The sequence below is a fragment of the Comamonas sp. 7D-2 genome (genome assembly GCF_022749555.1).
GTDB lineage: Bacteria > Pseudomonadota > Gammaproteobacteria > Burkholderiales > Burkholderiaceae_C > Comamonas > Comamonas thiooxydans.
In genome coordinates this window covers 4,402,255-4,415,659 of record NZ_CP094238.1, presented here as the reverse complement: position 1 = coordinate 4,415,659, position 13,405 = coordinate 4,402,255, and the positions used below count along the sequence as shown (strand labels likewise).

Here is a 13,405-nt window from a genome sequence, read left to right as displayed (position 1 = left end):
TTTCTGAAAGACCTAGCTCATCATGGCCGAACAAGACAACAGCCCCGTGTTCCAGATCCAGCGCGTGTATCTGAAGGACCTGTCCCTGGAGCAGCCCAACTCTCCCGCCATCCTGCTGGAGCAAGAGCAGCCCAGCGTGGACATCCAGCTGGGTGTGGAAGCCACTCCCGTGGCTGAAGGCGTCTACGAAGTGGCCGTGACCGCCACGGTTCAGACCAAGATTCAGGACAAGACCGTGTTCCTGGTCGAAGCCAAGCAGGCCGGCATCTTCGAAATCCGCAACGTGCCCGAAGATCAGATGGGCGGCGTGATCGGCATTGCCTGCCCCCAGATCATCTACCCCTATCTGCGCGGCAACGTGGCCGACGTGGTGACCCGCGCCGGCTTCCCTCCCGTGCACCTGGCCGAAATCAACTTCCAGGCCATGTACGAGCAGCAGCAAGCGGCTGCCGCAGCACAGGCCGAAGGCCAGCTGCCCCAGTAAGCTGATGGCAATTGCTGATTCCTGCGATGTGCAAGAATCGGCAGCCAGGCAAAAAAGAGGCCCTAGCGGCCTCTTTTTCTTGTGCGTTGTGCACAAACTGCTATCAAAATTCAGGTATGAAAATTCTTGTCATCGGCGCTGGCGCCTGGGGTACGGCCATGGCCATCAGCGCGGCCACCCATCCGGAGCAGGACCGCGTCAGCCTCTGGGCGCGTGACCCGGCGCAGGCGCAGCTCATGCAGGCCGAGCGCGCCAACAGCCGCTATCTGCCCGGCATCCGCTTCCCGGATGCGCTCACGGTGGTCAGCGGAGATGTGATGGCCCATGTTGCGGATGCCGATCTGATCGTGCTGGGCACGCCCATGGCGGCGCTGCGCCAGTGGCTGGGCCAGCTCAAGGATTGCCGCCGGCCCGTGGTCTGGCTGTGCAAGGGCTTCGAGGCCGTGGCCGCCGACACACCTGCCGGCAGCTATGGGCTGATGGCGCATGAAGTCTGCCAGCAGGTGGCGCCGCAGCTGCAAAGCGGTGCGCTCAGCGGCCCCAGCTTCGCGGCCGAGGTGGCGCGCCAGCAGCCTACGGCTCTGGTGGCAGCCAGCGCCCATGAGGGCGTGAGCGAGCTGCTGGTGTCGGCCTTTCACGGCGAAGCCATGCGCGTCTATGCCAATCAGGACATCGTGGGCGTGGAAGTGGGTGGTGCCGTCAAGAATGTGCTGGCCATTGCCACGGGTCTTTGCGACGGCCTGCAGCTGGGGCTGAACGCGCGTGCAGCCCTGGTCACGCGCGGCCTGGCCGAGATGACGCGCCTGGGCGTGGCGCTGGGCGCGCGCGCCGAGACCTTCATGGGCCTGTCCGGCCTCGGCGATCTGGTGCTGACCGCCACCGGCGATCTCTCGCGCAATCGCAAGGTGGGTCTGCTGCTGGCCGAAGGCAAGAGCCTGGAGCAGGCCGTGACCTCGCTGGGCCATGTGGCCGAGGGCGTGTACAGCGCCCGCACCGTGCTCGCCCGGGCACGCCAGGTCGGTGTGGAAATGCCGATCACCGAAACCGTGGTTGCCTTGCTGGACGGCCAGCTTCCGGTCACCGAAGCCGTGCAGCACCTGATGGTGCGCGATCCGCGCGGCGAATAAGCCAATAAAACCATAGCTGCTAGCGCCTGATATTCATGGATTTCAGATGCTTTTATGTCTGAAATGCAATGAATTCATGCGCTCGAAGCTAATGTTTTAGAGGCGATGCCTATTTCCCCTCTCTGACGCTGAGCCAGGCACTCGCCGCCCCGCACAGCGCAATGACGACCATGCCCAGTACGGCCCATTGGTCGGGGATATGGCCATAGACCAGCCAGCCTGCCAGCAGCGCGCAGGGAATCTGGCTGTAGAGAAACGGCGTGATGGTCGCAGGCTCGGCTTTTTCATAGGCCTTGAGCAGCATCAGGTGTCCGACGGCGCTGCCTGCGCCCATGGCAATCGCGGCCAGCCAGAGCGCGGCGCTGTCCGGCAGCTGCCAGACCCAGGGCAGGGCCATGCAGCTCAGGCTCAGGGCCACTAGGCTGGTGTAGATCTGCGTGGTCAGCGGGCGCTCCTTGCCCGCCATGCGGCTGCTCAGGATCTGATAGGCCGTGTTGGCCAGCAGCTGCAGCGCAGGCCAGACCAGGGCCCAGCCGCTGAACTGGCTGCCGCCCGGGCGCAGGATGACCAGCGTGCCCGCAAAGCCCAGCGCCACCAGCACCCAGCGCAAGGGGCTGACCTGCTGGCCTAGCCAGAGAGCGGCCAGCAAGGTGAGGGCCAGCGGCGTCAGCGCCACGATGGCCGTGAACTCCGCCAGCGGCAGATAGCGTAGGCTGAGCATGGCCAGCGCATTGCTCAGGCAAAACAGAATGGCGCGCAGAAACTGAAAGCCCGGGCGCCGGGTGCGAAAGATGTCCAGTCCATGGCGAGCCACACCAAAGCCCACGGTCAGCACCGACTGCAGCGCATAGCGCAGCCATAGCGCCATCAGCAGCGGCAGCAGGGCGCCCGCATATTTGGAGCCCGTATCGAGTATCGAAAAACAGGCGCAGGCCAGCACCGTAAAGCCAATACCCGTCAGCGTGTGGCGATGGGGGGAAGTGGCGGGTTGCTGTGACATGGAGAGAGCTCATTGGGCACTGCGCGGTGCCATAGAGAAAAGAAATTCAGGTGATTCTGGCCTGAAACCCTTTAAAGATAAGCGCCAGCTGCTATTTAACTTGAAGATGCAATTGCTAAAGGGCGCGGGCCAAACAAGAGCAGCCAAGCAAGGGCCGCCCCGCAGCGATGGCTGCGTCCCCCTCCCATAGCGCGCAGCGCGTAGAGAGAGGGGGAAGCCGCAAAGCGGCTCAGGGGGAGCTTACAAGCCCAATTCCAGGGCCAGCAGTTCCTCCACCGTCTGGCGACGGCGAATCAGCTGGCTCTGCGCTCCATCGACCAGCACTTCGGCGGCCAGCGGGCGGGTGTTGTAGTTGCTGGACATGGAGCTGCCGTAGGCGCCCGTGTCATGAATCACCAGCAGGTCGCCCACGCTGGCGCCGGCCAGCGAGCGCGGCAGCACCACGCCGCCGTCGCCCTGGGTGAAGACATCGCCCGATTCGCACAGTGGGCCGGCCACCACGCTGTCCTGCGCGGGCAGGCTCTGGCCGTCGCGGCGCAGCACTTCCATGCCGTGGTAGCTGCCGTACATGCTGGGGCGCATCAGTTCGTTGAAGCCGGTGTCGACCAGCACGAAGTGGTTGCTGCCCGCATTCTTGGTGGCGCGCACGGTGCCCAGCAGCACGCCGGACTCGGCCACCAGGAAGCGGCCGGGTTCCAGTTCCAGACCCAGGCTGTGGCCCACGATGCCTTCTGCCTGCTTGCGCGCCGCATCCCATAGGCCGTGGTAGTGCTGGGTGTCGATGGTGGCATCGCCAGCCCGATAGGGGATGGACAGGCCGCCGCCGGCCGAAATCGCATGCAGGTCCACGCCCGCCGCCTTGGTGCGCTCGACCAGCTTGACCATGGCGCCGCAGACTTCCTGCAGATGGCCGTAGTCCACGCCCGAGCCGATGTGCATATGCAGGCCGGCCAGCACCAGGCCGCCGGCCTTGATGGCGTCCAGTGCGGCTTCGAGTTCGCTGTGCCAGATGCCGTGCTTGCTGTGCTCGCCGCCGGTGTTGGTCTTGTTGCTGTGGCCGTGGCCGAAGCCGGGGTTGATGCGCAGCCAGACATGGTGGCCCTTGGACACGGCGGCCAGCTGGTGCAGCATGTCGATGGAGCCCGCGTTCACAGGCACCTGATGCTCGACCACGGTGGCCAGCGTGGCCTCGTCCATCACGTCGGCCGTGAAGACGATGTCGGCAGGCTCGCCGAAGCCGGGCGTGAAGCCCGCCGCCAGCGCGCGCAGGACTTCGCCGCGCGAGACCGCATCCACCTTCACGCCTTGCTCGCGCATGAGCTTGAGGATGTGAATGTTGGAGCAGGCCTTCTGGGCAAAGCGCACGGTGTCGAAAGCCTTGAGCTGGGCAATGCGCTCGCGGATGGTGGTGGCGTCATACACCCACAGCGGCGTGCTGTACTGGTCGGCCAGGTTCCAGAGCTGTGCGGGAGAGAAGGGGTTTGCCATGGGTGGTCTCTTGAAAGGGAATAGTTCAGCGCATCATGCATGCGACTATCTATTCAGTCCAATAGCTTGATTTTTGAAGATCATTCAATATTGATATGCTTTGGGTATGACCGATTCAGAAGCTTCTCAGCGCATCACCCATCGCCATATCGAGGTGTTCCGTGCCGTCATGACGGCCGGCAGCGTCACGGGTGCGGCGCAACTGCTCTATACCTCGCAGCCCACGGTGAGCCGCGAGCTGGCTCGCATGGAGCAACTGCTGGGCTATGCGCTGTTCGAGCGCGTGCAGGGCCGGCTGCGTGCCAATGCACGTGCCTTGCTGCTCTGGGACGAGGTGCGGCGCAGCTGGCAGGGCCTGGAGCGCGTGATCGACCGCGCCGTGGAGCTGGGGCGCCCGCAAGGGGCGAGCATCAGCGTGCTGTGTCTGCCAGCCCTCAGCCACGCCTTGCTGCCGGGCGCGCTGGCGCGTCTGCAGGCCAGTCACGGCGCAGTGGCCGTGAGCGTGAGCACCCAGGAGGCACCGCTGCTGCAGGAATGGATGGCGGCCCAGCGCTTCGATCTGGGCCTGTCCGAGCTGGCCGATGCGCCACCGGGCACACGCAGCCAGCCCTTGCCTGCCATGGACGAAGTGGCCGTGTTGCCTGCCAGCCACCCGCTGGCGCAGAAGGCGCTGCTCAGCGCGCGGGACTTTGAAGGCGAATCCTTCATCAGCCTGGCGCGCGACGACCCCTACAGGGCGCAGATCGATGCGGTGTTTGCCCGCGCCGGCGTGCAGCGCCGGCTGAGCCTGGAGACCGCCAGCGCCGTTGCCGTCTGCGCCATGGTCCAGCACGGCCTGGGTCTGGCCATCGTCAACCCGCTGACTGCGCGGGCTTGTGCCGGCCCGCAGCTGGTGGTGCGGCCGCTGGCGTTTTCGATAGCGTTTCAGGTGCATATGCTGCTGCCGCTGCACCGGCCTGCCGATGCGGGCCTGCCCTGGCTGACGGCGGCACTGGAGCAGGAGGCACTCAGCCTGCTTGGGCACAGGCGCTGAATTCGGCGATAGGGCTTTCACAGGTGAGCTTGCGCAAACTTCTATGTTGCAGTGCACAATAAAACGCCTGAATGCAAGGAGTTACACATGCCTGAATCCGCCATCCCCCACCGCACTGCCAGCGAACTGCTGGACATCAGCATGGCCGTGCCTCAGGTCATCAACCACCGGCTCACGCGCATGGCCCTCAGCGGTCCGGTGCTCTCTGCGCGCGACCAGAAGGAGTTCACGCGCATGGTGGTGGAAAAGCAGGTCGCCTTCAGTCAGGCCTGGCTGACCATGGGGTCCGAAATGTTCAAGGTGCAGCAGCAACTGTGTCTGGCCTGGATGCGCAACCCCTGGACCATGGGTCAGAAGCTGCCCGTGGCGGCCGACAAGGTGGCGGCCAGAAGCCTGGCGCCGATTCGCCGCAAGGCCGTGGCCAATGCCAAGCGCCTGTCGCAGACCAGCCTGAAATAAGCGGCCACCAGCCGCCAAACCTAGACCCTGATGCGTTCTATCAGTCGTTGACTGGCCTCGTCCAGCCCCGTCAGCTCCACGTGGCAGCCATGCTGGCGCAGGCGCTCCATCACCTTGTCCAGCGCGCCCACGGCGGTGATGTCCCAGAAATGCGCGCCACCGACATCGATGCGGGCCTGCTTTCCGGCTGCGGCACGCACGTCGAAGGCTTCGATCAGAGCATCGGCAGAGGCAAAAAACACCTGGCCGCTCACCGTCCAGGTATAGAGATCGCCAGCCTCGTTCAGGCCGCCCTGGACCTGCAGCATATTGGCCACCTTGAAGGTGAAGAACACGCCCGAGAGCAGCACGCCCGCCACCACGCCGGCGGCCAGATTGTGGGTGGCGATGGTGATGACCACCGTCACCAGCATCACCGAGCTGGACAGGCGCGGGTGGCGCACCAGATTGCCCAGCGACTTCCAGTCGAAGGTCGAGACCGACACCATGACCATGATGGCCACCAGAGCAATCACCGGTACCCGGGACACCCAGGGCTTGAGGGCGACCATGAGAATCAGCAGAAACACCCCGGCAAACAGGGTGGACAGGCGGCCGCGGCCGCCGTATTTCACATTGCCCACCGCCTGGCCTATCATGCCGCAGCCCGCAATGCCGCCGAACAGGCTGGCCGAGACATTGGCCAGGCCCAGGCCCGTGCACTCGCGGCTCTTGTTGCTGGGCGTGCCCGTCAGGTCGTCCACCACGGCTGCCGTGAGAACCGACTCCAGCAGGCCCACCATGGCAATGGCCAGGGCTGGCAGGGCGATGATGCGCAGCGTCTCCAGACTCGCAGGGATTTCGGGCAGGGCGAACAGCGGCAGGCTGTCCGGCAGATGACCCAGATCGGCCACAGTCTTGAGCGGCAGACCCATGAAGCTGGCGAGCAGCGTCAGCACCAGCACGCAGATCAGTGGTGAGGGAATGGCTCCCAGCGCCTTGAGCTGCAGCCTCTGTCCCAGCCAGGTCAGGCCGTAGATCAGGGCCAGGCCCAGGGCCAGCATGGCCCAGGTGGCGGTGTTGGCTCCATGCAGATGCGGCAGCTGGGCTGAAAAGATCAGAATGGCCAGCGCGTTGACAAAACCCGTGCGCACCGAGCTGGAGACAAAGCGCACCAGGCTGCCCATCTTGCACAGGCCGAAGGCGATCTGCATGGCACCCGCCAGCAAGCCTGCGGCCAGCAGATATTGCAGACCATGCGATGCGACCAGCGGAGCCGCCACCAGGGCCACCGAGCCGGCCGCTGCCGAGACCATGGCCGGACGTGCGCCGAAAACGGCAATCACGATGCTGATGATGAAGGAGGCATACAGCCCCACGGCCGGGTCTACACCCGCGACAAAGGAAAAGGCAATGACCTCGGGAATCAGCGCAAACGTGGCGACGGCGCCGGCCAGCAGCTCGCGCGGTACGCTGGGCGCCCATTCGGCGCGCCATCGGCTCATGGAAAAATGGGGATTCATATCGCAGCAGCAAGTGATGCGCTGCCTGTGCAGAGCAGGCAGCGCCGGTGGGCGATATTAAGCAGTGCCCAGGACTTTTGCTGCGCGAGGGTCAGGCCGGGCGCTTGAAGCACACCATCTTGGGCCTGAAGCGCTGCAACACCTCGCCGCGCTGGTTTTTGGTGTGGGAGAGCACGCGCACCAGGGCCCGGTTGGGTTTGGACTGGGAAGGAATGATCTCCACGATTTCCGACTCGACCTGCAGCACGTCACCAGGGCGTGTGGGCTGGGGCCAGGCCAGCTCTTCCATGCCGCCACCGATCACGCCGTCGGCCAGGGGAATGCTTTGCGTCACCAGCAGCATGCTGATGGAGGCCGTATGCCAGCCGCTGGCGGCCAGGCCCTGGAAGAAGGTGTGCTTGGCGGCTTCGGGGTCGAGGTGAAAGACCTGGGGGTCGAACTGCCTGGCATAGGCAATGATTTGCGCTTCATCCAGCGGGTAGCCCTCGCTGACGAACTTCTGGCCCACGTACAGATCATCGAGATACAGTTTTTCGCTCATTTGGCTCCTCGTTCCTTCTTGTGTGGAGTAGCCGGCAGTATGCGCGGCAGCGGCCCTGGCTGCTGTTGCCAAGGTGCCAGAGCGCTATGCTCGGGCCCATGAATTTCGAGTTTGAAGATTCCGAGGTCGCCGCAATCAGCCTGAAGAACGGCGCATTGCAGATCCGCTTTTCCGCCGCCCGTCTGTATGACGGCGACAGAGCAGGCGCTGGCGAGGGCCTGTGGCAGCCGTTGCTATTGATATGCAAGCACATTGCGCTTACTGAAGAAGCTTCAGAGGCTGATTTGACTCCAATCCTGGCTGCCGTGGGCCGTGTCCGGCAAGCGCAGCTGCATATTGCTGGTCAGCGTCTGCGCAGCCTGCCCCTGCCTTTTGTCAGCGATGCCGATTTTGTGCTGGAGCTGGAAATGGGCAGCGGCCTGTTCTGCCGCTTGCAGGGCCGGGGCCTGGAGTTGAGGGCACCGGCAAGCCAATGCTCCGTGGACTCCTACCAGTGCTGAGAGCGCTACTAGCCTCTGCATTGTTCTTGATGCCTGACACTGGCGCGGCCTGAATCAGAGACACGGGGCAAGGGCCTGATCTTGGGTTGGCCGCGCCACAGCGGGTGTGCCGCCCGTTGCCCACATGCCCCGCCACAAAGCGCCTAAGAGGGCCTAGAACTCCAGGTTGTCTATGAGCCGGGTGCTGCCCAGGCGTGCAGCGCCCAGGGCCACCAGATCGCCGCTGCGCGCATCAGCAGGCGCTTGCAGATCGCTGCGCTGGCGCACGCTCAGATAGTCGGGTTCCCAGCCCTTGGCACGCAGCGCGGCCATGGCCTGCGTTTCGAGGTCGGCCAGATTGCCGCCCTGGCGTGCGGCATCGGCCAGTGCCTTGAGCGCCTGCGACAGCGCCATGGCCTGCACACGCTGCTCATCGCTGAGGTAGCCGTTGCGCGAGCTCAGTGCCAGGCCGCTGTCGGCGCGCGCCGTGGCGCAGCCGATGATCTCTATGGGCAGGGCGAACTGCTGCACCATGCGGCGGATCACCATCAGCTGCTGATAGTCCTTTTGCCCGAAAACGGCCGTGCCGCCGCCCGTGGTGGCAAACACGGCCTGGAACAGCTTCATGACCACGGTGCAGACGCCGGTGAAGAAGCCGGGGCGGAAGTGCCCTTCCAGAATGTCGGCCAGCTGCGCATCGGGCTGGATCTTGAAGGTCTGCGGTTCGGGGTAGAGGTCTTTCTCCCTGGGGGCGAAGACGATGTCGCAGCCCTCGGCTTCCAGCTTGGCGCAGTCGGCATCGAAGGTGCGCGGGTAGCTGTCGAAGTCTTCGTGAGGCAGAAACTGCAGACGGTTCACGAAGATGCTGGCCACGGTCACATCGCCATGCTGGCGGGCCTGGCGCACCAGGGAGAGATGGCCCTCGTGCAGATTACCCATGGTGGGCACAAAAGCAGGGTGGCCGCGACCGGCCAGGGCAGCGCGCAGGTCGGCGATGGTGTGAACGATTTGCATGACTCAAACAGTGGGGAAAACAAAAACAAAAGCCCGGACTTACCAGGCGTGCAGGGCATTGTCGGGGAAGCTGCCATTCTTGACGGCCTGCACATAGGCTTCCATGGCGCCCTTGACGCTGCCTGCATCGGCCATGAAGTTGTGCACGAACCTGGCCATCTTGCTCAGGTTCACGCCCAGCATGTCGTGCAGCACCAGAACCTGGCCAGCCGTGCCATTGCCCGCGCCAATGCCTATGGTGTGGCACAGTGGCAGCTCTTCGGTCAGTTGGGCGGACAGGGCTGCGGGCACCATCTCCAGCACCAGCATGGCGGCCCCGGCGTCCTGCAGCTCCAGCGCATGCTGGCGCAGCGTGGCCGCTGCCTGCTCGTCCTTGCCCTGGACGCGGTAGCCGCCCAGTGCATGCACGGTCTGCGGTGTCAGTCCCAGGTGGGCGCAGACGGGCACGCCGCGATCGACGAGAAAGCGCACGGTGGGAGCGGTCCAGCCACCGCCTTCGAGCTTGACCATATGGGCGCCGGCCTGCATCAGCTGGCAGGCGCTGCGCATGGCCTGCTCGGGACTTTCTGCATAGCTGCCGTAGGGCATGTCGGCAATCACCCAGGCTGTGGCCTGGGCGCGATGCAGGCCGCGCGTGACGCTGGCCGTGTGATAGGCCATATCCTGAAGCGTCACGCCCACGGTGCTGTGCAGGCCCTGGCAGACCATGCCCAGCGAGTCGCCGACCAGGATGCACTCCACCCCGGCCGCGTCGGCCACTGCGGCAAACGTGGCGTCATAGGCCGTCAGCATGGTGATTTTTTCACCGGCCGCGCGCATCTGAGCCAGGCGCGGCAGGCTGACGGGGCGGCGCTGGGGCTGGGGCGAAGAGGGGGGGATGGTGCCGTAAGGCGTGCCGGTAGCGGTCATGGGATGTCTCCTGGTCTTGTCTATGGCTGGGCCCCGCAGAAAAGCCTGCAGGCAAATTTGCCCGCGAGTCTATGCGATGCTGCGCTGCAGCGCCACGTTGAAAAAGGGTATGGCTGCTGTCGGCCACCTTACTATGCTGTGTGGCCATGCATTGCATGGCCCTGCGTTTTGCGGCCTTCCATTTCTTTTTGCACAAGGTTGTTCATGTCCATGGTCGAGCCTCAGCTGTCGTCGGTTTCTTCCCCTGTTTCAGCCGTGGCCTGGCAGGGGCTGCGCAGCGTGAGCTGGCTGGAGTCGCTGTCCGACGAGAGGCTGTCCGTGCTGGCGGGGCAATGCCTTTGGCACCGGCTGGAGTCGGGACAGGTGCTGCACGGGGCCTATACCGATGAGCGCATGTACATGCTGATCAACGGCCAGCTCAGTGTCGGCAGCTACAGCACCAGCGGGCGGGCCATGATTCTGGGTTATCTGGAGCCCGGTTTCTTTTTTGGTGCTTTCGCGTCCAAGCCTCTGGTCAAGCATGTGTCCGTGCAGGTGCAGGCCACGCATGAAAGCCTGGTGGCATCGCTTTCTAGTGCCGAGCTCGAAGCATTGATCATGAGCGATGTTCTGGTCATGCGGGCCGTGGTCCAGCGGCTCAGCGAGCTGGCCGGGGTGCTGGCGCGGCGTGTGGTCAGCCTGGGAACCCTCACGGTGCGAGGCCGCCTGCATGCCCAGTTGCTGGAGCGGGCCGAGATGGCGGGAATCGAGAACGACGAGGCCCTGCTGTCGCCGGCTCCGCGCCAGAACGATCTGGCCTTGATGCTGGGCACCAGCCGCGAAGAGGTCGCACGCGAGATGTCGCGGCTCACGCGCCTGGGCCTGCTCAGACGTGAAGGGCGCAATCTGCGTCTTTGCCGCGTCGATGGCCTGCGGCTGTTGCTCGAAGAAGCGCATTGATTTTTCGCAATGTGAAATGAGTTTTTGCGTGAGAAAACGCACAGACGGCTCGTGGGGGCCGGGCGCATAGTTCAGTCGTGCAGCACGCGGCAGGTCTTCTTTCCGCCGCTGCGCCGTTGAAAGGATTGAAAATGCGCTCCCTCACCCGTTTGTTGACCGCAGCTGTGCTGACCGCCAGCGCCGCGGTTGCCATGGCTCAAGACCTCCCCCAAACTTCCGTAACCTCCAGCAAAAGTCGTGCCGAAGTGATGGCCGACCTTGAGATGTACCAGCGTGCAGGTCTGGGTTATATGCCCACGCCTGCGGCTTATGTCGAAACAGAGTTCAGCACCGAGTACCGCAAGGCTTATGCCGAATACCAGCGTCTGCTGGCCAGCCCCGCCTACACGGCTGCCGTGGCCAAGTACCAGTCGCAACTGGGCGGCAAGTAACAGAGTTCTCTCTTAGCCATCCGACAGAGGTGGCCCATTGGTGGATGCGCGCTGAGGGATTCCTTCAGCGCGTTTTTTTATGCCGGCAATGCCAGGCTGATGGATATAGCAAGTTTGATAGCATTCGGCGCATATTGATAGTGTGCTTGCAGGTGATCTGACTTGAAAACCGTTCTTGATTTCACCGCTCCCTGGCAGACGGGGGTTGCCCGTTTGCAGCATGGCTTTGGCGAGCCCGAGAAGGTCTTGCAAGCGTATCGGCCCGAGGACGTGCCTGCCGTGCTGGAAGCCGTGCAGCAGGCTGCCGAGCAAGGCCTGTGGTGCGTGGGCTGGCTGGCCTATGAGGCGGCCAGCGGGTTTGATCGCGCCTATGCCGAGGCCGTGCATAGGAATTCCACTGGCCAGCCGCTGGTCTGGTTCGGCGTGCATCGTGGGCCGCTGGCTGCCTGCGGGCAGAACCCGCCCGTGCCTTCTGCGGCAATACATTGGCAGACGGCTCTGAGCCGCGAACAGTTCGATGCCCATGTGGCGCGCATTCATGCGGCCATCGCGGCGGGCGACTGCTATCAGATCAATTACACGGCCCCCTTGACTGCAGAGCTTTCGGGGGAGAAAGAGTCCGATACTTCCGCCCTGGCCCAAGAGCTGTTTGCAAGGCTGCAGCAGGCCCAGCCCGGAGGCTATGCGGCGCTGGTCGACAGCGGCGACATGCAGGTGCTGTCGCTGTCCCCGGAGTTGTTTTTCGACTGGGACGGCGAGCGGATTCTGACCCGCCCCATGAAGGGCACGGCGGCGCGCGGCAGGACCCCCGAAGCCGATGCGAAGGCCGCGCAAACCATGCGCGAGTCGGCCAAGGAGCGGGCCGAGAACGTGATGATCGTGGACTTGCTGCGCAACGATCTGTCACGCATAGCCGTGCCGTACAGCGTGAAAGTGCCGCAGCTGTTTCAGGTCCAGGCACTGCCGGCCGTCTGGCAGATGACCTCGGATGTGGTGGCACGCACGCGCCCGGATGTGCGGCTGGTGGATGTATTCGGGGCGCTGTTCCCTTGCGGCTCGATCACCGGGGCGCCCAAGCGCCAGGCCATGCGCCTGATTCGCGAGCTGGAGCCCGAGCCTCGTGGTGTCTACTGCGGTGCGCTGGGCGTGGTGCGACCCGGGGCCAAGCCGGGGAGTATTCATGCAACTTTCAATGTTCCCATTCGCACAGTGGTGCTCAGGAATGGGCGCCTGAGCTGCGGCATAGGCAGCGGCATCACGGCCAGCGCCAATGCGGCCGATGAATGGATGGAATGGCAGCACAAGCAGGCTTTTCTAAAGGTGCTTGAGCAAGGTGTTGGAGCATGAACACGAATCTTGAAATTCTCGAAACCCTGGCGCTCAAGGATGGCCGCTGGCAGAACTGGGCCTTGCACTGGGCCCGCTTGCAGATTACTGCACAGCATTTTCGCTATCCCTTGATGCAGATGCAGCTGGAGTCCGATATGGAGCGCATGGCCAGTCAGACGCATTCCATGGGCGACTGGCGCGTGCGGCTGGCGCTTTCGATCACCGGTGAAGTGCAGATCACGGCCGAGCCATTGCCGCCCTCGGTCCAGCCGGTGGCGCTGCAGCTGGCGCATCAACCCATTGCAAACGCGGTGGCGCATAGTGATGTGGTGCGTTTCAAAACCTCGGTACGTCAGCATTACGACGCTTTCAAGCCCCAGAGCGCCGGCATTTTCGATATCGTGCTTTTCAACGAGGACGGTCAGATCACCGAAGGCACGCGCGGCAATATTGCCGTGCAGCTGGATGGGCGCTGGGTCACCCCGCCGCTGCAATGCGGGCTGCTGCCGGGCGTGGGGCGGGCACTGGCCCTGTCCCAGGGCCGGCTGACGGAGCAGGTGGTGACGCTGGAGCAGGCGCGTCATGCCAGCGGCTGGGCCTTTATCAATAGCCTGCGTGGCTGGCTGGATGCTCGTTTGATCGCCTAGGCCTGGTTTGTTATCGTGCGGAT

15 protein-coding genes are annotated in these 13,405 nt (G+C 64.1%); 9 read left to right on the top strand and 6 right to left on the bottom strand.

Annotation, left to right across the window (positions count from 1 at the left end):
* Positions 1–22 precede the first annotated feature (22 nt).
* Together secB and MPZ60_RS20215 are read left to right on the top strand one after the other, a co-directional pair.
* Positions 23–484 (top strand): protein-export chaperone SecB, encoded by a 462-nt coding sequence (gene secB, locus MPZ60_RS20220; protein WP_003066740.1) that lies wholly within the window; start codon positions 23–25, stop codon positions 482–484.
* Between the two features lie 116 nt (positions 485–600).
* Positions 601–1,611 carry an NAD(P)H-dependent glycerol-3-phosphate dehydrogenase gene (locus MPZ60_RS20215; RefSeq protein ID WP_034355762.1) on the top strand — a complete coding sequence of 337 codons (1,011 nt, stop codon included), beginning with the start codon at positions 601–603 and terminating at the stop codon, positions 1,609–1,611.
* 109 nt (positions 1,612–1,720) lie between these two features.
* Here the strand turns inward: MPZ60_RS20215 and MPZ60_RS20210 are convergent, their stop codons facing one another.
* On the bottom strand, positions 1,721–2,611 hold the full coding sequence (locus MPZ60_RS20210) for a DMT family transporter (protein WP_034355759.1): 891 nt from the start codon (positions 2,609–2,611) through the stop codon (positions 1,721–1,723).
* A 240-nt stretch (positions 2,612–2,851) separates the two neighbouring features.
* Positions 2,852–4,099 carry a diaminopimelate decarboxylase gene (gene lysA, locus MPZ60_RS20205; RefSeq protein WP_034355756.1) on the bottom strand — a complete coding sequence of 416 codons (1,248 nt, stop codon included), beginning with the start codon at positions 4,097–4,099 and terminating at the stop codon, positions 2,852–2,854.
* A gap of 106 nt (positions 4,100–4,205) precedes the next feature.
* Between lysA and MPZ60_RS20200 the strand changes: the two genes are divergently transcribed.
* Both MPZ60_RS20200 and MPZ60_RS20195 read left to right on the top strand, forming a co-directional pair.
* Complete coding sequence (locus MPZ60_RS20200; RefSeq protein ID WP_034355753.1) at positions 4,206–5,132, top strand: LysR family transcriptional regulator; 927 nt, start codon at positions 4,206–4,208, stop codon at positions 5,130–5,132.
* 87 nt (positions 5,133–5,219) lie between these two features.
* A complete protein-coding gene (locus tag MPZ60_RS20195; protein WP_034355748.1) occupies positions 5,220–5,591 on the top strand; it encodes a polyhydroxyalkanoate granule-associated phasin in 372 nt (123 codons plus the stop codon).
* Positions 5,592–5,611: 20 nt separating this feature from the next.
* Here MPZ60_RS20195 and MPZ60_RS20190 read toward each other — a convergent pair whose 3' ends face one another.
* Together MPZ60_RS20190 and MPZ60_RS20185 are read right to left on the bottom strand one after the other, a co-directional pair.
* Positions 5,612–7,093, bottom strand: coding sequence for a SulP family inorganic anion transporter (locus tag MPZ60_RS20190; protein WP_034355745.1), 1,482 nt, complete (start codon positions 7,091–7,093; stop codon positions 5,612–5,614).
* A 91-nt stretch (positions 7,094–7,184) separates the two neighbouring features.
* Positions 7,185–7,634 carry a MaoC family dehydratase gene (locus MPZ60_RS20185; protein WP_012839648.1) on the bottom strand — a complete coding sequence of 150 codons (450 nt, stop codon included), beginning with the start codon at positions 7,632–7,634 and terminating at the stop codon, positions 7,185–7,187.
* Positions 7,635–7,732: 98 nt separating this feature from the next.
* Between MPZ60_RS20185 and MPZ60_RS20180 the strand changes: the two genes are divergently transcribed.
* Positions 7,733–8,134, top strand: coding sequence for a hypothetical protein (locus MPZ60_RS20180; protein ID WP_034355742.1), 402 nt, complete (start codon positions 7,733–7,735; stop codon positions 8,132–8,134).
* Between the two features lie 153 nt (positions 8,135–8,287).
* Here the strand turns inward: MPZ60_RS20180 and panC are convergent, their stop codons facing one another.
* Together panC and panB are read right to left on the bottom strand one after the other, a co-directional pair.
* Positions 8,288–9,127 carry a pantoate--beta-alanine ligase gene (gene panC, locus MPZ60_RS20175; RefSeq protein WP_034355739.1) on the bottom strand — a complete coding sequence of 280 codons (840 nt, stop codon included), beginning with the start codon at positions 9,125–9,127 and terminating at the stop codon, positions 8,288–8,290.
* 39 nt (positions 9,128–9,166) lie between these two features.
* Positions 9,167–10,036, bottom strand: coding sequence for a 3-methyl-2-oxobutanoate hydroxymethyltransferase (panB, locus tag MPZ60_RS20170; RefSeq protein WP_034355736.1), 870 nt, complete (start codon positions 10,034–10,036; stop codon positions 9,167–9,169).
* Between the two features lie 204 nt (positions 10,037–10,240).
* On the opposite strand from panB, the gene MPZ60_RS20165 reads away from it, so the two are divergent.
* The 4 genes from MPZ60_RS20165 (at position 10,241) to MPZ60_RS20150 (ending at position 13,382) form a co-directional block, all read left to right on the top strand.
* The gene (locus MPZ60_RS20165) at positions 10,241–10,975 is read left to right on the top strand and encodes a Crp/Fnr family transcriptional regulator (protein WP_034355733.1); all 735 of its coding nucleotides are present in this window, start codon (positions 10,241–10,243) and stop codon (positions 10,973–10,975) included.
* 131 nt (positions 10,976–11,106) lie between these two features.
* A complete protein-coding gene (locus MPZ60_RS20160) occupies positions 11,107–11,406 on the top strand; it encodes a DUF4148 domain-containing protein (RefSeq protein ID WP_034355729.1) in 300 nt (99 codons plus the stop codon).
* A gap of 162 nt (positions 11,407–11,568) precedes the next feature.
* On the top strand, positions 11,569–12,753 hold the full coding sequence (pabB, locus tag MPZ60_RS20155) for an aminodeoxychorismate synthase component I (RefSeq protein WP_034355726.1): 1,185 nt from the start codon (positions 11,569–11,571) through the stop codon (positions 12,751–12,753).
* A complete protein-coding gene (locus MPZ60_RS20150; protein WP_034355724.1) occupies positions 12,750–13,382 on the top strand; it encodes an aminotransferase class IV in 633 nt (210 codons plus the stop codon). Before pabB ends, MPZ60_RS20150 begins: the two co-directional genes overlap by 4 nt.
* Positions 13,383–13,405 lie beyond the last annotated feature (23 nt).

What these genes read in the sequence shown, in the direction of transcription:
- MPZ60_RS20195 (WP_034355748.1), top strand. Translation starts at nt 5,220, where the DNA reads ATGCCTGAATCCGCCATCCCCCACCGCACTGCCAGCGAACTGCTGGAC.
- MPZ60_RS20215 (WP_034355762.1), top strand. Translation starts at nt 601, where the DNA reads ATGAAAATTCTTGTCATCGGCGCTGGCGCCTGGGGTACGGCCATGGCC.
- MPZ60_RS20180 (WP_034355742.1), top strand. Translation starts at nt 7,733, where the DNA reads ATGAATTTCGAGTTTGAAGATTCCGAGGTCGCCGCAATCAGCCTGAAG.
- MPZ60_RS20150 (WP_034355724.1), top strand. Translation starts at nt 12,750, where the DNA reads ATGAACACGAATCTTGAAATTCTCGAAACCCTGGCGCTCAAGGATGGC.
- MPZ60_RS20190 (WP_034355745.1), bottom strand. Translation starts at nt 7,093, where the DNA reads ATGAATCCCCATTTTTCCATGAGCCGATGGCGCGCCGAATGGGCGCCC.
- panB (WP_034355736.1), bottom strand. Translation starts at nt 10,036, where the DNA reads ATGACCGCTACCGGCACGCCTTACGGCACCATCCCCCCCTCTTCGCCC.
- MPZ60_RS20200 (WP_034355753.1), top strand. Translation starts at nt 4,206, where the DNA reads ATGACCGATTCAGAAGCTTCTCAGCGCATCACCCATCGCCATATCGAG.
- secB (WP_003066740.1), top strand. Translation starts at nt 23, where the DNA reads ATGGCCGAACAAGACAACAGCCCCGTGTTCCAGATCCAGCGCGTGTAT.
- MPZ60_RS20165 (WP_034355733.1), top strand. Translation starts at nt 10,241, where the DNA reads ATGTCCATGGTCGAGCCTCAGCTGTCGTCGGTTTCTTCCCCTGTTTCA.
- MPZ60_RS20210 (WP_034355759.1), bottom strand. Translation starts at nt 2,611, where the DNA reads ATGTCACAGCAACCCGCCACTTCCCCCCATCGCCACACGCTGACGGGT.
- MPZ60_RS20160 (WP_034355729.1), top strand. Translation starts at nt 11,107, where the DNA reads ATGCGCTCCCTCACCCGTTTGTTGACCGCAGCTGTGCTGACCGCCAGC.
- panC (WP_034355739.1), bottom strand. Translation starts at nt 9,127, where the DNA reads ATGCAAATCGTTCACACCATCGCCGACCTGCGCGCTGCCCTGGCCGGT.
- lysA (WP_034355756.1), bottom strand. Translation starts at nt 4,099, where the DNA reads ATGGCAAACCCCTTCTCTCCCGCACAGCTCTGGAACCTGGCCGACCAG.
- MPZ60_RS20185 (WP_012839648.1), bottom strand. Translation starts at nt 7,634, where the DNA reads ATGAGCGAAAAACTGTATCTCGATGATCTGTACGTGGGCCAGAAGTTC.